Annotated in this window: 16 protein-coding genes and 3 pseudogenes; 12 read left to right on the top strand and 7 right to left on the bottom strand. The window is 58.4% G+C overall.

The window, feature by feature from the left end:
* The first annotated feature begins 750 nt into the window (after nt 1-750).
* The 3 genes from JQ621_RS34885 (at nt 751) to JQ621_RS34875 (ending at nt 2,754) form a co-directional block, all read left to right on the top strand.
* On the top strand, nt 751-1,170 hold the full coding sequence (locus JQ621_RS34885) for a ferritin-like domain-containing protein (RefSeq protein WP_212241709.1): 420 nt from the start codon (nt 751-753) through the stop codon (nt 1,168-1,170).
* A 620-nt stretch (nt 1,171-1,790) separates the two neighbouring features.
* The gene (locus JQ621_RS34880) at nt 1,791-2,066 is read left to right on the top strand and encodes a cation-transporting P-type ATPase (RefSeq protein WP_212241707.1); all 276 of its coding nucleotides are present in this window, start codon (nt 1,791-1,793) and stop codon (nt 2,064-2,066) included.
* A 67-nt stretch (nt 2,067-2,133) separates the two neighbouring features.
* Nucleotides 2,134-2,754: a tetratricopeptide repeat protein gene (locus JQ621_RS34875; RefSeq protein ID WP_212241705.1), complete on the top strand. Its 621-nt coding sequence runs from the start codon at nt 2,134-2,136 to the stop codon at nt 2,752-2,754.
* 8 nt (nt 2,755-2,762) lie between these two features.
* Here the strand turns inward: JQ621_RS34875 and JQ621_RS34870 are convergent, their stop codons facing one another.
* The 4 genes from JQ621_RS34870 to mbfA form a co-directional block, all read right to left on the bottom strand.
* Nucleotides 2,763-4,808 carry a carbohydrate porin gene (locus JQ621_RS34870; protein ID WP_409334266.1) on the bottom strand — a complete coding sequence of 682 codons (2,046 nt, stop codon included), beginning with the start codon at nt 4,806-4,808 and terminating at the stop codon, nt 2,763-2,765.
* 646 nt (nt 4,809-5,454) lie between these two features.
* Entirely contained in the window at nt 5,455-5,985 is a 531-nt protein-coding gene (locus tag JQ621_RS34865) for a cytochrome b (RefSeq protein ID WP_212241703.1), read from the bottom strand.
* Nucleotides 5,982-6,854 (bottom strand): hypothetical protein, encoded by an 873-nt coding sequence (locus tag JQ621_RS34860; protein ID WP_249125763.1) that lies wholly within the window; start codon nt 6,852-6,854, stop codon nt 5,982-5,984. Before JQ621_RS34860 ends, JQ621_RS34865 begins: the two co-directional genes overlap by 4 nt.
* A 12-nt stretch (nt 6,855-6,866) precedes the next feature.
* A complete protein-coding gene (mbfA, locus tag JQ621_RS34855) occupies nt 6,867-7,838 on the bottom strand; it encodes an iron exporter MbfA (protein WP_212241701.1) in 972 nt (323 codons plus the stop codon).
* Nucleotides 7,839-7,985: 147 nt separating this feature from the next.
* Between mbfA and JQ621_RS34850 the strand changes: the two are divergent.
* The 3 genes and pseudogenes from JQ621_RS34850 to istB form a co-directional block, all read left to right on the top strand.
* A pseudogene (locus JQ621_RS34850) lies at nt 7,986-8,694 on the top strand (hypothetical protein); the annotation flags it as partial.
* A 331-nt stretch (nt 8,695-9,025) separates the two neighbouring features.
* Nucleotides 9,026-9,824: pseudogene (locus JQ621_RS34845) on the top strand (Mu transposase domain-containing protein); the annotation flags it as partial.
* A complete protein-coding gene (gene istB / locus JQ621_RS34840) occupies nt 9,824-10,684 on the top strand; it encodes an IS21-like element helper ATPase IstB (RefSeq protein WP_212241699.1) in 861 nt (286 codons plus the stop codon). The pseudogene JQ621_RS34845 and the gene istB, both read left to right, overlap by 1 nt.
* Here the strand turns inward: istB and JQ621_RS34835 are convergent.
* Nucleotides 10,679-10,921: a hypothetical protein gene (locus tag JQ621_RS34835; RefSeq protein ID WP_212241697.1), complete on the bottom strand. Its 243-nt coding sequence runs from the start codon at nt 10,919-10,921 to the stop codon at nt 10,679-10,681. The genes istB and JQ621_RS34835 overlap by 6 nt on opposite strands.
* A gap of 405 nt (nt 10,922-11,326) precedes the next feature.
* Between JQ621_RS34835 and JQ621_RS34830 the strand changes: the two genes are divergently transcribed.
* Nucleotides 11,327-11,581 (top strand): DNA-directed RNA polymerase subunit alpha C-terminal domain-containing protein, encoded by a 255-nt coding sequence (locus tag JQ621_RS34830; RefSeq protein ID WP_212241696.1) that lies wholly within the window; start codon nt 11,327-11,329, stop codon nt 11,579-11,581.
* 255 nt (nt 11,582-11,836) lie between these two features.
* On the opposite strand, the gene JQ621_RS34825 is transcribed toward JQ621_RS34830, so the two are convergent.
* Nucleotides 11,837-12,112: a hypothetical protein gene (locus JQ621_RS34825; RefSeq protein WP_212241695.1), complete on the bottom strand. Its 276-nt coding sequence runs from the start codon at nt 12,110-12,112 to the stop codon at nt 11,837-11,839.
* Between the two features lie 669 nt (nt 12,113-12,781).
* Here JQ621_RS34825 and JQ621_RS34820 point away from each other — a divergent pair.
* Genes JQ621_RS34820 through JQ621_RS35705 form a run of 3 tightly spaced genes read left to right on the top strand, consistent with a single transcriptional unit; the run spans nt 12,782 to nt 13,595 of the window.
* On the top strand, nt 12,782-13,012 hold the full coding sequence (locus JQ621_RS34820) for a hypothetical protein (protein ID WP_212241694.1): 231 nt from the start codon (nt 12,782-12,784) through the stop codon (nt 13,010-13,012).
* Nucleotides 13,009-13,299, top strand: coding sequence for a hypothetical protein (locus JQ621_RS34815; RefSeq protein WP_212241693.1), 291 nt, complete (start codon nt 13,009-13,011; stop codon nt 13,297-13,299). The genes JQ621_RS34820 and JQ621_RS34815 overlap by 4 nt, the downstream gene beginning before the upstream one ends.
* Nucleotides 13,278-13,595, top strand: a complete 318-nt coding sequence (locus JQ621_RS35705) for a hypothetical protein (protein ID WP_249125762.1) — start codon at nt 13,278-13,280, stop codon at nt 13,593-13,595. Before JQ621_RS34815 ends, JQ621_RS35705 begins: the two co-directional genes overlap by 22 nt.
* Nucleotides 13,596-13,946: 351 nt before the next feature.
* Here JQ621_RS35705 and JQ621_RS36090 read toward each other — a convergent pair whose 3' ends face one another.
* Nucleotides 13,947-14,273: a DUF1330 domain-containing protein gene (locus tag JQ621_RS36090; protein ID WP_212241692.1), complete on the bottom strand. Its 327-nt coding sequence runs from the start codon at nt 14,271-14,273 to the stop codon at nt 13,947-13,949.
* 281 nt (nt 14,274-14,554) lie between these two features.
* Between JQ621_RS36090 and JQ621_RS34805 the strand changes: the two are divergent.
* Nucleotides 14,555-16,064 (top strand): annotated as a pseudogene (locus JQ621_RS34805) (ISL3 family transposase).
* Between the two features lie 992 nt (nt 16,065-17,056).
* On the top strand, nt 17,057-17,419 hold the full coding sequence (locus tag JQ621_RS34800; RefSeq protein WP_212241691.1) for a hypothetical protein: 363 nt from the start codon (nt 17,057-17,059) through the stop codon (nt 17,417-17,419).
* The last annotated feature ends 130 nt before the right edge of the window (nt 17,420-17,549 follow it).

The raw sequence follows: 17,549 nt of genomic DNA, 5'->3' as shown, positions 1-17,549 counted from the left end.
CCAACGTGATCGATCGGAAGGCCCTCGAGGCCGCCGTCAACGCGTTGTCCGACACATGGAAACCGCGGCGACGCGCCACGCGAACAAAATAGACGTCAAGCGCCATTCAAAAGGGCCGAAGAGCTACGCTTACCAAACAGGAACGCAGGCTTGAGGATCATGTTGCCATTGCGGCTCCGCAGAGGGGCGCGTTCTAAGCCGAGGCGACTACTATGAAAACAACGGCACTCGATGAGTTTTCGCACTACGCCAAGATGACATTGACCGCGCAGCAATTCTATAAAGAAGCCGCTGACTGCCGCGCCGAGGCCGCTCGCGCGTCAACCAAGTCGATCGAGAGGGCTGGCTAAAGCTTGCCGGCGAATGGGAGCGACTCGCACTTGCGGCCGAGCGAGGCCAGATTTTCCGCCGTGGTTAAGGGGAGAGCGCGCCAGAACAAAACGTGCCGCTGGTTGGTTGAGCTCCCGCGCTCAAGCTGCACTGCGCCTTGGAAGGCCGCCCCGCCGTTTTTAGAGCGGTGAGCCGCATGACGTCGGCGTCTTGCTGCGGCGGCGGCAAATTCATGTCGCCGGCACATCTTTCGCCCGGTGGAATTGCGGATCGCTCACCGGAAGACCTCGCCTCCGAATACAAGCTCGGCGAACCGAAGAGTTGTAGGCCATCTGGCCAGCGGCGGTTCGGTGATCTGCGTCGATCTTGGAACAATCATCGACCCTTTCACATTACAGTCTCTCAATATGGGAGCCTGCGATGGCCGCGGAAAGCCTGAAGAAACTGCATACGACGCTCGTGGACAACCGCAAAGGTTACGAGAAGGCCGTCGGAGACGCCGAGCCCGACGTCAAATCCCTGTTCCGCGAAATGGCGGCGTTGAAGGAGAAGGACCACGCCGAACTTCACGCCGGTCTGACTAAGCTGGGCGAGAAGCCGGATGAATCCGGATCCTTCATGGCTACGGTCCATAAGACGGTCATCGGTGTGCGCGCGGCCACCACCGGGCTCGGCACCAACTCGCTTTCGTCGTTCGTGATGGGCGAAAAACAGGTCGTCGAAGAATACGACAGAGCGATCGAAGAATGCGTATCGGATCGAGCACTCGTTGATACTCTGACTCGGCAGAAACAAACGTTGCTCGCAAAGATCGCTCAGATGGAACGCCTTGCAAGCTAGCGATAGGTTGCACGGCTCGGGACGCAGTGCGCTTGGTTGGACTGGCCAGCGCCATCTCTCGGCTCGCCGGTAGCCTCAATGGCGGTATTGTCACCCGGACTTGCAGTCATTTTAGATCGTCAACAATGACCGCAGTGGAGAGCCAAACGTGCAGGCCTTCGCGAGTCCAGACAGGCGTTTGTCCTTAGGTCAAGCAGGACACGATCGCCAAGACAAAGTCTGCGCCCGGGTCACTCAAAAACAATGAAAATAGTGCGCCGGCACCAAGAGCATGTGCAATGACTTTAGGCGTAATCATTTTTAAGCCCCATCTCTCGTCACCATCAACGTAGGCCCGGCCGGTTTTCGGTATACTTCGTCGAACCAGGAAAACGGTGTCGAGGCGGTCGAGTGGCGGTGCTTCGCACGACAAAGGCCGCAGCGGGGCACCGCTGCAGCCTCATTCTCGAAAAAATCCGGGCGAAATAATCTAAGCAGCTGGGCTGCACGTCATTTTGTCCCTAGTACGTACCGATTTTGGGTTGAGGAACCCCTGGGCTTCGCGGGCTTTGATCTGCCGCAACTCTCAAGCCTGATTTCGATGATGGTGAGCCGCTTGTCAAAATCCGGCGACACCGCACATGAATTTCTGGTCGAAACCGCCCAAGGAGACCGCCCGCATTGGCCTTGAGGCGGCCGCGCATGACGGCCTGCTTGCGGCCATCAGCCGGCTTCAGCCCGAGGAGGCCTGCGCGAAACTGGAATCCGCTCCGGAAGGCTTGTCTGAGGCCGAGGCTACCGCCCGCGTCAGGAAATTCGGCCCCAATCTCGTCGCGCGCGAACGCAAGGCCACGATACCGGATATAGTTCGCTCGACTAGGCCCGCCTGTTTCGCCAGTATCTGGATCGCTATATAGGCCCAAGGCTATTTGTTCGGATCAACGGCCTGTTTGCAGAAAGGTCGAGGTAAGGCGGTGTGGCAATATGAATATCCATCAACTCCAGTTAGGTGTCCTGCTCGCAAGCCTATTTTTGGGACGATGCGCGCTTGCCCAAACGCAGCAGGAATGGATGGACTGCCTGGCAGGCGATCTTAGAAATCCAGATGTTCCAATCGCAGGATGCAGCGCGGTCATCAATACGGGCGAGGGGATTCTTCGAAGGCTTGCAAACGCGTACAACAACCGAGGCGTAGCCCGCCGCCTGAAAGCAAACTACGCTCAGGCCATAGATGACTTCAACGAAGCCATAAGGCTTGAGCCAAATTACGCCAATGCTTTCAACAATAGAGGTGTCGCCTACAGAAACATCGGCGACTTGGATCACGCCTTAAGCGATTACGATCGGGCAATTCTGATCAAACCAGACTACTTTGCGGCATTCTATAATCGCGGACTGGCCCTCACAGATAGGCAAGAATACGCAAAGGCGGTCTCTGATTTCAAAGTCGTGTTGGCAGCAGATCCTAGGAATCCTCTCGTGCTATATCGCCTGGGTGCTGCGCTCGTGAAAGCAGGCGATGGCGATGCCGGCAACGCGGACTTGGCTGAAGCAAAAGCAATCAAACCCAACATTGAAGAAGAGATACGAGAAGGACGTCCTTAAGCACTAGCTCAGAACTGCGCGTGCAAGCGAGTTGCGATCGCGGACACCGGACCCCGGTCTCGATTGTAGGCCGGATTGGTGATGAACTGATAGTCAAACGTAAGCTGCCACATGTTGATAGGAATGGTGTAGTAGGTCTCCAGGATCTTCTCAGGCCCGGGATTGGGAAGCGCCCCATCTCCAATCAAGGCGGTGTAACCTCCTGCAGTCAGGTAAGCCTGATGAGCCTTGGAGATCGTATTGAGAATGCCCGCGATCGCGAAGGTGTCGTTAGGGCGGCCCCAGAATCGGCCATTGACTTGAAAGCCTCCCGCGACGGTGGTGTCGTCGTCAGTGAACGCATAGGCCTCGAGCTGACCCGGGGAATAACCCGCACGCATGAACATGCCGAGGCCCGGCAATATCTGCTGCTCCAAATTAGCGGAAATTCCCGACTTGCTGGTGTAGGTGCGCACCGATGCCAAGGTAGGTACGGTCCCGGTCGAGGCCCCGAGCTGAACCGCGTCCGTGAAATTCGCGAGACGAGCCCGCGTCAGATACCCGGTAACCAGCACTTTGCCCGGTTGCCCCCAAAAATCGTATCGGCGTTCGATTTCTCCCAACATCTGGAATTGACCAAATGATGGATCGAGGTCGCTGCTATTCGGAACCTGCGGACCATCAAACACGCCCGCACGTAGTGTCCAAGGACCGGAGTACCATTCGATGGCCGCACCGTAGGTAAATGCCCAGGCGTCTGCGGCATAGTCGAAGGAGCCAGTATTGACCAAAGTCCAGTTCAGGAAGTCACCGCGCGGATCGTTTGCGTATTTGTTTTTGTCAAAAATGTCCACGACGCTGAACTTGCCAACTGTAAGCACAAGCCGGTCACTCGACCCCGTGCCGGCAAACTGATTGAAGCCCGCATCGACTTTCTGACTCTCGCCGCCGAGGTCGATTGTTTGACGCAAGAATGCTCGCGGTATCCGCGCGTAAGGATAGGCCGAGCCAACCTTGTAGGCCTCGGCGCTTGGAAAGCCCGCAACACCGAATGTGCCGCTTAGACCAAACCCTTGGTCAATTTCTGGATCGATCCAAATCTCTGCACCCTTCCAAGGACGAAAACCTAGGTACAGGTCAAGGTCCCACGTTTCACGCCCTGCATTGGGGGCAAGACTGTTTTGTCCTCCGTAGGGAGCGCGGAACGGGAGTGCATATTGGGCGACGAGCGTCGTCTGACCGTGGATTGCGAAGTTATCGTTCTCGAGCGAAGGAACTCCGTTGGTGAAGACATCGCTCTTTGAGGGATCAGCACCGAGCTGATAGTTCACGCCAAGCCTGACGCTCTGCATGGAGAGGTCAGAACTGTAGGTTTGACCGGCTAGCGGGAAGTTCTTTTGACGATTTCCGAAACTCGTTTCAAGAAATTCGAGCTTTGCGGTCCAGTTCGGCCAGATCGGGACCTCGACGCCCGCACCTGCTGCCCAGCCCCACCTGGACAGTAGGGCGGTTTCCGTCATGCCCAGTGCTACGTTGCCTCCAGCCAGCTGGGTTCGCTCCAGCTTGTCATAAGCCCAGGCAAGCCCGCCCGTTCCGTAGACCAGCCAATTTCCAAAGGCATAGCCAAGACGGCCGCGCAACGTCCCATAGTCCAGGACCGTATCGGTATAGCTCGTCTGGCCGCCTGCCACTGACGTTACCGTTTGCGCGCCGGCGATCGTGTTTGGGGCAGAAAGGTCTGCTTCAATGCCCAGCAAAACGCGCGATGGCAGCATATAGTTATAGCCCGCCTGCAATCCGAAGAAATAGCTGCCGGTGCCTTTGAAGGCGTCGATAGAGTTGAAAAAATCCAACGAACCAGTCAGGGGCGCTGCACCGCCTCCCTGGGCAGCGGACCAGTTCGAAGTGCCCGCGGCATAGAAGAAGTGACTGCCAAGATAGAAGCCGGACCAGTCCCACGACGTTGGTGAAGGCGGAGCTTTGACCGGCATTGCCGCCAGATCAGCTCCCGCCGCAGGACGAAAGGCAAGAAAAGCAGAAAGTGCTACGGCCCCTTTCAAAAACGAGTACTTCATTGCCTGCCCCAAGCGACGTGCCACTTACTCAATATTCCTATGCGATTTGCAAGCGCGGCTGCCCGTTCTTCCATTCTTATGTGACGGATTTGCAACAGGGATTTGCGGGGGGACAGTCGTCCTGAGTCGGACGTCGCCCTATTCAATCTCAGGCTTTTTTACCGCGACCGCGATCGCGGCCATAGCCGTCGTTTTCGAGCGGTTGGCGATTGCCCACAATGGCGGTGTATAGAGACACCTCCGATTTTCGCCACGGCACCGCGGCCGGATGTCCGAAGCTACTCGAGATGGTCCTCTGGATACTGGCCCACAAAGTCATGCGGAACATTGTCGATCAAACCGTCGGGCACTGCGATCGAAGCCTGAAACCGAATCGTCCTAACTCTTCTTCAACTTCACAGGGCAATGTATTTGCACGGCCGCTCGGGCAAACACATCGGTGGGACCAGAAAGCGAGACCACTGAGCGATCGCCTAATAGCCGGCAGTTGAAAAGCCATCTGCAAGGCATGCCAATCGCGCGCGCCGGCGATTACAGAGCCTTCGCGGCGCTCACTCCGGGCGCCGCCGCGGACAGTGTAGTCATGAAGTGTTGCTCGACGTGCGGCATTTTCGGATTGGTTTTGTGCAGGTTGGATGTGATGAGGCTACCCGGGAAGCATTCGCTTCATGACCCCGTCGCGATAGTGAAAGAGATGAAGGAGGGCCGATCCGACATGGAGAACGATGAGGGCGAGCAACGTCCATTCGGCGGCCTGATGGAGCCCGTCGATGGATTTGATAGCAGCGGGATTCGCGCCTGAGAGCATGGGCAGCGGAAACAGGTAGAAAAACGAGATTGACCAGCCGCGGAACGAGGCGAACAACCAACCAGACAGCGTCGTCAGTAACACCATTATGTAGAGCATCCAGTGCACGACCTCGGACGATAGCCGCTGCCATGCAGGAAGAGAGCTTTCGGGCGCAACCGGATGCGTCAGGCGCCACATGAAGCGCAGCAGCGTCGCCGTCAGAATGACGAGACCGACGGAGACGTGGAACGTCATGCCGGCTCCGGGCTTCATGCCACCGTGGATATCTGGCATCAGCCAACCGATCGGATATTGAGCCAGCAGCAGGACGACAATGGTCCAGTGAAAGGTTTTCGCGGTCGTGCCGTATCGCAGCTGCTTCATCATCGGGAGATTGCCTGGCCAAGAGGCGGGTGCCAGGATGCGTGTGCCATGGGATTGATCGGTCCGACGGGTGCGCGGTCGTCGCCCCTGCCGCCCGGGACCGGAAACGCATAACCGACGATGGCCTTGGCTACGAAGCGGTCGGATGCCGGCGTCAGTCCATAGCCGACGCCAAAATTCACGTCGAACACGCCTAGCTTGAAGTCAGTAACGGCGAACAGCGTGTGTTGCTGCTGATCGATCGACTTGAAATCCCCGATCTTGCCGAAATCGGCGTAATACTCGAAACCCGCGAAGAGATCGGGCCCGAATTTGCGCGCCAATCGCGCAGCGGGAGCAAAATCAGTCTCCCCGTATTTGCCGAAACCGATGTCGACGATGGGATTGACGATGAACTCGTATAGCTCGTTCCGGACGCCAATGATCGGCCGGATCTCCATTGCGAAGCGCGTCTGCGCGAAGGGCGGGGTCTCGTTGCTGAACTCGAAGTTGACGCCGTAGAAGAAGCTGCGTTGCTCGGCGTGCGGTGACACGAAGAGCGTTCGTAGCTTGAATGCGTCGGAATAGAATGTCTGGTTCTGGATCGAGAAGGGAAGGTAGAGGCCAACTTCCCACCAGTCGGTCACGCCATACGCGAACTCCGGCGTTCCGTTCACGCTCCCGTTCGATATCAGGCCGCCAGGAAACGGCTGGCTCTTCACGCCGAGTGGCACGTAGTTAAGATGCTGCTGGATCGTAAACTGCCCGACTTCCGCGATGCCCGCGTTGTAGACTTGGATCTCGTCGGTTGCCCTCGCATTGCGCGGCGCGCAGCACGCGGCGACGGCGATACCGGTGGCGACGAATAGCGAAGTCGTGCGTATGAGTGTCATCGGGATGTCCTTCTACGACGAGCCTATCGCGATGCCAACAGCGAGAACGATGACGCCGCCGAGAACGACCTGGAAGGCGGCTTTCAGGAACGGCGTGTCCATGTACCGTGCGCGGATGAAGGCAATCGCCCATAGCTCGAAGAAGACAACTGCACCCGCGATCGACGTTGCGATCCAGAAGGCGTTCGCCCACGAATCGGGAACTAGATAGGGGATCGAGTGACCCAGCCCTCCGATGGCTGTCATCGCGCCGCAGATACCGCCTCGCAACCACGGTGAACCGCGACCGGTAACCGAACCGTCGTCGGAAAGCGCCTCGGCGAATGCCATGCTGATGCCGGCGCCGAGCGAGGCGGCCAGACCAACGACAAAGGTCTGCCAGTTGTGGTGCGTGGCAAACGCCGCCGCGAACAGCGGAGCGAGTGTGGACACTGATCCGTCCATCAGCCCGGCCAGACCCGGCTGCACGTACTGCAATACAAACGTCCGGCGGCTCGTCTTGTCTTCCTTACCACGGGCTTCTTCAGTCAGATGCTCGTCCTTGAGTTTTACGGCGAGATCTTTGTGCCCCTTCTCTTCCTCCGCGAGATCCCCGAGCAGACGGCGCAAGCCAACGTCTTCGGCCTGACGCGCCGCGCGCGCGTAGAAGTCGCCCGCCTGCTGTTCCATCTGCTCGACCTCCTTGCGAATGGTGTCGAGCGGGAGATTCTTCAGCAGCCACACCGGGCGGCGGCGCGGCAAGCCGTTGACGTCCTCCCGCCTTATTGGCGGCAGGTGCTGGCCAAAGCGTTGTTCGTAGGTTTCGAGCAGGCGATGACGATGCCCACGTTCTTCGTCCGCCATCGCCTCGAAGACCTTGGCAGTGTCGGGATAGCGTTCCTTCAGGTCTTCAGCGAAGGTCATATAGATCCGGCCATCCTCCTCTTCGGAAGCGATGGCGACCGCCAAGACCTCGCGCTCAGAGAGATCGGCAAAATGCTTCATTCGGGTGCCTCGTGGTCATTTAGAATTGTTCTAAAGTACCTAAGCGCTACCCTGGTAAGGGTCAACCGTCGATGCCCGTTTTTTTAAAATGGAACCGGGAGCGGCAAAGCCCGTTCTTCTATGTTTTTCGCAGCAGGGGAGCAGCAATTGCACAGCGTCAAGAATCGTCTGAACGACCCGCGCCTGGCCCCGCGCCGGACGAAGCTTGAAATCCCCGGCTGGTCGGGAACCCGAGATCCTCGCAAGGATGGATCTTGCGAAGAAGTCTGGCACTGCGTCCCGTTTTCAAAAAGTGCGCAGTATGGAATCGAACTGTTCTATTCCTACGACAACGAATTGCGCGTCTCGACGATAGACGGCGCCCTTCACCTCGACGGCGATTGGGGTGAGCCCCCGCAGGAGGCTTGCAGTGGCCGCCGTTCCGCAACTTCGGCGACGGCTTCTATACCTACCAACTTCTACTCGATCTAAAGGTCGAGAAGAGCTCTGCGATCCGGACCGAACCGCATCCCCGCTTCTATACGGACCGCACCGACACTGTGCCGATCGCCGTGCCGGCCCTGGTGCGTAGCTGGTGGCCGATGCTTTTCTTCTGTGTTTTCAAGTCGCCGGCAGAAGGGCGCATGCACCTGTTCCGCCTTTCGCGCAGATCATCGTCATTCCCGAAGAGGCGGATTTCGAGCTCACCCCCATGAATGAGGATGAAGCCGCCGAGCGCGATCTCCAGGCTCTGCGCATACACGCCAACCGGCCGAAGCTCGCGGCCGGTACGGAGTGGACTTCGACGATCGACACCGTATTCGATGGCACATACCGCCATCTCCACCGCGCGGCCAAAGAGAAGAGCCGGTCGACTTTAAGCGCAGTAATGGGACAAGACGGCAAACTTACGCTGCCGTCTCGCTTGCTCCTGTCTTTAGTCGCGATGATGGTGGTGGTGACGATGCCGCCCGATCACGACCACCGGCGCTCGACGCCAATTGCTGTGGTGATGATGATGGTGATGATGGTGATACTGGGCGAGTTGGATGTTGGCATCTGCCGAGACGGGAGCGCGCTCGTCCATGACCTTCAAGACCGCTGCAGCGTTCGGGATCGGGTTCAGCAATTCTGCGTTAGCGGGTCCGCAGGCAGCTGTGCCGGGCCCGGCGCAGCCTGCGCGCCTCAACGGGTGCCGAGCGCCGCTACGGCTCCATGTGCGAGCGTTCCGGGCCGAGAAGCAAGAGCACTGGTTTGCCGGGCTTGAGAGCACATTCACCACCTTCAGCGGTGTACCCGAGGAAGTGCTGATGGATAACCCACGCGCACTTGTAGTGCGCCACGACGCGGTGAGCCGGTCGGTTCAGTTCAACGACAGGCTGATTGCCTTCTCGAAGCACTGGAGCTTCCGTCCTCGCGCCTGCGCACCATATCGGGCACGCACAAAGGGCAAGACGGAGAATGGCGTCGGCTATGTGAAGAAGAACGCGATCGCAGGTCATTCCTTTGCAAGTTGGGAAGCGTTTGAGGCCCATCTTGCCAGGTGGGAGCGAGAGGTTGCGAACTTCCGTATCCACGGCACGACCGGCGAAGCGCCGATCATCCGCTTCGCACGAGACGAGGCCCACCGGTTAAAACCGCTCGGCGGGCGGGCCTCGTTCGGATCATTGCGCGAGCTAACCCGGATCGTTGGCAATGATTGTGCCATCGAGATCGACACCAATAGTTACTCGGTACCGTGGCGCCTTATTGGTGAGCGCGTCGCGGTGACTGTCGCGGCTGGCGAGGTGCGGATCCGCCATGGCGTGCACCAGGTTGCAGTTCACGAGCAACTCGAAGGGGCGCCGGCAGCGGATCGTCGATCCGCTCCATCTCGATGGTGTTGCCGGGCGCAATGGCGCGGTCCGCCGGCTGGAGATTGCAGCGGCGGTGCCGGAAACGTCTCCACCGCATTCGTTGTTGCGTCCACTTGCCGAATATGAAGCCCTGATCGGGGGGAGCTTCTGATGACGCGCGCAAAGAAGGCAATCGAAGCACCGACCGATCCCCTTGATGCCATGCTGGCGCGATTGCAGCTCTCCGGCATCCGCGATCAGCTTGATAGTTTGCTCGACGAGGCGGCGCGCGCGAACCTGTCGGCGCGTGAGACGCTGATCCTGCTGTGCGAACGTGAGATCGCGCGCAAGGATCATCGCCGCATCGATATGGCGCTGAAGCTTGCACACTTCCCGGCCGTAAAGGAGCTCGCAGGCTTCGACTTCGAGGCGCAGCCCTCGATCGATTCCAAGCAGATCCGCGACTTGGCCGCGTCACGTTGGATCGCCAACGGCGAGAATGTGCTGCTGCTCGGCCCGCCGGGCGTCGGTAAGACGCACTTGTCGATCGCACTCGGGCGAGAAGCGATCCTGGCCGGTTACACCGTGCAGTTCACCACGGCGACGACGCTCGTCGCGGGCCTGGCAAAGGCGCATGGCGAGCGGCGCCTGGATGAGAAGCTGCTCGCGCTGGCGAAGCCGAAGCTGCTCATCGTCGACGAACTCGGCTATCTGCCGCTGGAGCCGGACGCCGCGCATCTGTTCTTCCAGCTGGTCAGCCGCCGTTACGAAACCGGTGCCATGCTGATCACGTCGAACCGCAGCGTTGCCGAATGGGGCACCGTGTTCGCCGACCCCGTGGTCGCCACCGCGATCCTCGACCGGCTCCTGCACCACAGCCACGTGCCGACGATCCGCGGCGACAGCTACCGGCTCCGCGCCAAACGGAAGAGCGGCCTCATCAAGGCGCCGCCCGCCGGTGACGGCCCTCCGGTCGGCTCCGCCTCCCTCCGTCCCGTCACCGGCGGAAACGACCATCAAACGACATCATGAAACCGAGGGTGGGGGCAGTTCTTCATGACGCAAAGGGGGCAGTTCCGGATGGCGTTTGACAGGCCGGGCCTGCAGACCCGTGCTTGCTGTGGTCGCGCGCGCCGCGGCGTTGAAATAGTTGATGCCATCATATCTGCCGCTCCACCCTGCGACCTGCACATCACGATGCAATTTGGTCAATTCGTCGCGGAGCAAATTCTCGGATATATCTCCCATAGCCTTGGAGAGTTCCGCCACCGCTCTCTCTCGATTTCCGTATCCCTCGATCATTTGCGGCGCGCATAGCTCACCCCCAAAACTTTGCCGCGATAGAGGCTGCACCAAGCAGAAGACCGCCAGAGCCGCCGCCAAAAGCAACGCCGCTCGTACTTATTCTAGTCCGCTCGCTCCAAATTTCGCCCGACCGGACCACCATGGTGACGCATAGGCAGTCCAGTCCTTGAAGGGAAACGCTGCGAAGCCGACGGGATAAGCGCAATTTGTATGGCGGATACTTTTATTTATTAACAGGAGCGCGGTCTCATGGGGTCGGGACAGGGGATTCGCCTCCACCTGGACCACTGCACGGCCCCGGCCCGTCCCAGAGGGCTGGGGCCGTCTTCGTTCAGCATCAGACCCCTGTGCACCTGTAAGGTCTGTGTCATGGTTTCGATGGCACATGGTCAAGAACGTGCCGATGATTCCATTCTCGATCCCTGGCAAGATTTATCAGATGGCGTTCAGTTGGTGCAAGTGCGCCTGCCGACGAGGATAAGGAACGTTCTGGCACTGCACGGATTCGGCACCGTTGGCGATGTTCGTTTGCCTTCAGACAAGACGCTACTCAGCCTCCCGGATTTGGGGCGAACATCCGTCGCTCAACTTCGCGCGGACTTTGGCCTGGAGAGCAAACCATAGGGTCTCAATGCGTGTCATCCTCATGCTCGCGTTTGCCCTTGTTCTGGTTGGGTGCCGCGACGATGAAGCGACCCTGCCGGCCAACCCTTCCTGCATAGGGAAGCTTTACTCGTCGTACAATCCAAAGAACTTCGATCAATGCGTCACCGTCTGCAACAGATGTGAGCGGGGTACCACGGCGACATGCTCAACCTCTTGCCGGCTGAAGGGCGCCCAATAGAGCAGCCGGGCAGGAGAAGCGAGTGGCGTGCGCCTTCAGAAAGCCGGTACCGGGCCGTCGATGTCGATTAGCGCACCGCGTGGGCCGATATGAGTGACGATGAAGCGAACGGCGCTGCCATCTTGGAGGTGAAGAATGGAAATACCGGTATTGAACGCAACAGCTATCGCGTGCGGATCGCCCGTCGCAGCTCCAGAGGCCCTTCCGGAGGCACCATTCTGCCAAACCTCGATCTCGTAATCGATCTCGCCGACAATTCGGCCTTGAACTTCGACCCTGCCTCGTCCCTTAAGGTTTCCGAGCTTGAGCACAGCGTTTCCTATCAGGTCCGCGGTAGTCTCGCAGAAAGGAGGTTCGCCCGATAGAACCCGCAGGGTCCCTCTGTTCTCAGGGCACGGGAACCATACGGAATACAAGGAATTATCAGCGCGAGTGCCGTGTCCACAGCGGCGTTCGGACAAGCCTATAGCCCTCGTAACCACGAGCCTCTTTTTCCATCCGTTCGCAAGTGACCGTTCGGTACCTCTAATCGAGGTTAGCATGATCACTGAGAAAACGAAGAAAGAGTTGGCGATTGTCACTTTGAGCACCTGGCAGCTCTGCCCGTCTTGGGCGGCCTTGGACTCGCCGTGATTGGAATTGTCGCTTGGTGATAAAGCCCCGCCGCCGTCTTCTGAGGCGGCCCCAGTGCGTGGGGGCGCACTGAGGCCCGTCCTCTTAGAGGGACGCGATCCCGGCCATTGGGGCATACGCCGGAGTCACTGAGTAGAGTCCCGCACCCCCGTATCGTTCCGCTGTCGGTGGATCGGGGCTATCCGCGCAAAACCCCGAGTGCAGCCACCTAGCGGCTGGATATTGGAGATAGGGTCTATTTTCGACCTGCTGTGGCCGACGCACCGGCTAATTTGGTTTCATCCCCCAGTGCGGAGGAACGTGGAACTCTGCTTGGCGTTTACGGCCGAAGCTTGGAGCAGTCAATCATGGCGCCAGATATCGAATGCAAGGTAGGTGCTACGGCCATCGAAAGGGCTATGGCAATCTTCGAACAGATGAAGGATGTGAGCTACTGCGATCTTATCCAAGCTCGCAAAGCAATGACTGACCACATTTTTGGTCAGATCGCAGCCGGAGAATTAAATGAGGATCGTTTGGTGGTTTCCGGCTTGACGCGTCTCAAGTCACTTGAGCGCTCGGTTGGTCTCACAAAATGAAGATTATTGCGCACCCGGAGAGCCATATCGTTGATTTGGAGGATGGTTCGCGCTGGCGAATATTCCCTGGCGATCTTGACGTGACATTGGGATGGAAACCCGAAACGGATCTGACGGTCATCCTCATTGATGACGACGTCGCGTCTCATGCTCTGCTGAGCGATAGTGGCCCTGTTCGGGTCATTTCGGGGGATCAGATCTGGCCCGGGCCAGAAGTGAAAGAAAAATTAGCTGACGACGAACGGGCAGAAGCGATTTTCGTCAGATGCCACCACACAAGAAATTAGATGCTAAGCGCGTCGCTTTCGAGCACCCGCTGTCAGCTCACATGATGGCGATAGATGGGACTTGGCGCCGTGCGTGCGCCGTGAAAGATGTCTCCGATCACGGAGCCACACTTCTCGTCGAGGATTCTATCGAGGGGCTGGCCCTGAAAGAGTTCTTCTTGTTGCTATCTTCAACAGGTCTTGCCTACCGACGGTGTGAGCTTGAGGGAGTAAATGGCGCGGAGATCTCGGTCATTTTCCTAAAGCAAAAAAGCAAAAGGCCAAGGGTCTCAAGAAACCCTGACGACCTTGTTTAATTCCCCTTGGATCGATGTGCCGATCATCTTGGCGCCCTTGGGCACGCCGGCGTCGGCGGAGTTCGCAGCGAGTGCGTCGAACGCAGGTGCGCTCGGCGGCATTTGAAACGCTTACGACCGTTTGCTGCCGTCAAACGCGACATCGAGGCACTGCGCAACGATATTCCGATTTGCTTCGGCAGCACTTGGAAATTGCTGACGTAAACTTCTTCTGCTTCCGGCCCATCCCGGCCGACGCAGTGTAGCCAAACGTCGGTTCATGGGACGGATCGGAAGTTTGCGGCCGAGCACCAAACCGACGCGATTGAGCCAAAGCCGGCGTCACTGGAGCAGGGCCGCTTAGCCCGGGCTTTATGCAAAAGTAAACAACATAGATGAGCGGGCATCCGCTCTCTCCCGAGATTTTCGAACGCCTACCTGCCGTGGGAGCGGCGACCTCGTCGTCGAACTCAGTATGGGCGCTTGCTGGCACTTCCTATCGCGGCGAAACACCTCAACTGCCAAGGTACGAATTTTGACGTACTTCGCAACGATATCATGCGCCTCGGTATGTTCGGAAGAACGATACCAGTCGTGAAGCTGCTCCATGCTTTCCCAGCCCTGAATAATAACGCGCGACTTAAGCGGCTCGCTCTCGAACGACGTTGCGTTCGGAGTGGCGACAACGTTTTCGGCCATGCGCCTTGATGCTGGCCGTCGCCTTTGGAGCATACTCTTTGGTGTAGCCTTCTACGTTCTGTACATCGACCTCAGCGACGAAGCAGACGGGTGGCTTGCCTTGCGCATATGCGAATGCCCGCGACCACGAGAGCTCGCGGGCGGCCTACTTGTCAACCGCGATCGGGCGGGCTCGTCCGGATTTGCTTTTCCCGCCGCCAATGCGCGCAATTATGGCTCTGACTCACTTTTGATGCAGTTCGAGGGATGTCTGGCGTTTTAATTGGAGGAGAATCAGCGCCATGCAGCAAGCACTCCACCGCTCCAGTCTGGTGCCGCGTGGGTTTGTTGTAGAGAGTGCGTGCTACGAGAATGAAGGCCGTCAGGCCGTCATCACGGTCCGGGCGTCCGTAAGTTTCGGCGTGTGTCCATCGTGCGGAACGACTTCCCGCCGTGTCCACAGCCGCTATCGGCGCCGTGTGACTGATCTGCCGCTTTTGGGGCGGATCGTAGAGCTCTCGGTGATTGCCCGCCGCTTCCGTTGCGACGCCGTCCTGTGCGGGCGCCTTATCTTTACTGAGCGTTTCTCCGACGGAATATTGGCTCCATCAGCGCGACGCACGGCGAGGCTGGACTCTGTCGTCCATCACCTAGGTCTGGCGCTTGTCGGCCGACCGGCGGCAGGCTTCGCAAAACGGCTGATGTTACCGTTGAGCAAGGACACGCTTCTGCGCGTGGTCCGACGCCGTCACCGTCCGCCGGCTGAGCCGCTCAAGGTTATCGGCATCGATGACTGAGCCTGGCGTCGCAATCACCGATACGCCAGCATCGTCTGCAACCTGGAAAGGCGCCGGGTAGTCACCCTGCTGCCGGATCGTGAGCCTTCGACCGCCCGAGCTTGGCTTGCTGCGCATCCCACGATTGCAATCGTCGCCCGCGATCGTGGCGGCGGATATGGCGAAGCGGCAGCCAAAGCCTTGCTGCACGCGGTGCAGGTCGCCGACCGCTGGCATCTGATGGAGAACGCCAGTCGGGCCTTTCTTGACGCCGTCCGCAAATCGATGCGCCAGATTCGCACCGTCATCGGTGCAACCGCGATCGATCCCGCGCTGCTCACAGCCGCCGAGCGCCTCCAGTATGAAGGCTACCTGCGCCGAGAGGAGACCAATGCGGCCATCCTGGCTCTGTCGAAGAGCGGCATAGCCATCAAGCAGATCGTGCGCCAGACTGGCCATATCAGGAAGCTGGTACGGCAGGTGATCCGCGGCGAACGCACCGATGTTTTTCGAACCCGGCAAAGTTCGTTGGATCTGCATTTGCCATAGCTCGATAATCAATGGGTGTCCGGCTGTCGAAACGGGGCTGAACTCTGGCGCCGCCTAGCAGCACGTGGCTTCCGAGGCTCGCTCCGCGTCATCAGCGAGTGGGCGACCCGTAGACGACGGGCTGAAAAGGCCGACGTAGAAAACCTGCAGCGGATTCCGTCAGCCAGAACGATCGCACACCTCATGACAGTCGGGCGGGACGTACTTACGAAAGCGGAGACCGTCACGGTCGCGGCGATCGAAGCTGGCGTGCCAACTCTGGTCGAGGCACGCGAGATCATCGCCGAATTCCATCTGATGATCCTGCGCAAGACCGAGGCGGCTTATTCTATGGATCGAGCGCGCTCGCGCCAGCCTTGTCGCCTCGTTCGCCAGTGGCGTCGCGAAGGATGAGAATGATGTACGGGCGGCAATCACTTCACCTTGGTCGAACGGACGGACCGAAGGTCAGATTACGCGCCTCAAGCTTATTCGACGTCAAATGTAGGGTCGCGGCAAACTCGATCTGCTTCAAGCCAGACTAATCGGTGCAGAATAGCCGGCGCTGCACCAAACTTGCGTCAGAGCCCGAATTCGACGCGCCCGCAAGATGCCGACGACCGTCTATGAAAACGCCCACCTGGGGGGTGACGGTCAATGCCACGAGAGCGAGGCCTACCGGCAACGGGCTTTTGAACGAGGGAGCATCCCCGAGGACATCCGCGGGCACACGGGGACATCGCAGCTTGACGAGCTGAGCTGGACCCCTTCCCAAGACCCTGACAACCGCCTTCATAACCAGACGTCTTGATCACGAACAAGCAGGACGCTTAAGTCAGCCTGGTGGCGCCCCTGTTGAACGCATTTACCCGCCCCTTGGTTTTCACTCATCAGCACACAACTGTCACATGTTGAAGAAGAAAGATAAGCAGCACTGCGACCGGAGAATTCTACGGTCATAGCGGCGCCCCCCTTGGCAACAGGCTCGCAGACCACCTCATCGGTATCTTCAACGAGCCAGCTCCTGAACCGACCTCGCTGCGCAGCGTCCCTGCCAAATGCATTGACCGCGTCTATAGTTTTGACTCGCACATCACATGGCAGTCATTGTCGAAGTAGAGGAACGACAATCAGCTATAGAGCGTGGAATCGGGATCTGAAGAGTTCAGCTGAATCGTTTGTTAAGTCGCATCAAAAATAAAATCCAAAATTGCTACTCGAAATTCCGCGATTGATAGTGATTAGTTCATAACCACAGCATACTTTGAGAGTGCAGGGCGCTCTCTTTAGGAGTTTAGCAGAGGCTCGAAGCGAACAAGGTTTGGATCCTAGCTGCTTCAAACTGTCAGCGACTGGTCGACGCCAGCTGCTGGTGCTGGGTGAAGCAAATCAAAAAGTGGCCGCAGCGGATATGCCGCGCTGGTGTCGTCTCCCAGATTGCAGCCTTCAACATGAAGCCAGCGATGTCTCCACTGCGGTCTAGCGTAAATGGAGTAATGGATGAAAAAGCTACTCGGAGCTCAGCATAGCGCTGCGCACCCTTTGGCCGGCAAGATCCCGGATCGTTTCCTCGGAATATTCGTCGAGCCTAGTTTGCTCGAAGGTGACGATCCAAGCGTGTATTGGAATATTGTCTCAGGGATGATCGATGATTACCCGCCTCAAGACATATTCGACTATATTGATCTCCACGACATAAGCAAAAAGCTCTGGGAAGCGCGTGCGTGCGGGCGTTACATGGACGCAATGATCCGCGCGGGAAAGCGGTTTGCAGTGGAGCAGTGCCTCTCTGAAATTTCCCCTGGCGAAACAGAACTATCGTCAAAGTTAAGGGAGAATACCGTTCCACGCAGAGCCAACTGAACCGCCCCGCGTTTGCCGGAGGCTCCAACTCCTGAGAGGATGGAGCCATGACGAGCAAGACGACGAACAAGTTTTCACCCGAGGTCCGGGCCCGTGCCGTCCGGATGGTTCTGGATCACGCCGGCGAGCA

Origin of the sequence: Bradyrhizobium manausense (assembly GCF_018129685.1) — a bacterium.
GTDB classification, from domain to species: Bacteria; Pseudomonadota; Alphaproteobacteria; order Rhizobiales; family Xanthobacteraceae; genus Bradyrhizobium; species Bradyrhizobium manausense_D.
The sequence above is the reverse complement of the archived record's forward strand: the minus strand, read 5'-3'. Positions and strand labels throughout refer to the sequence as shown.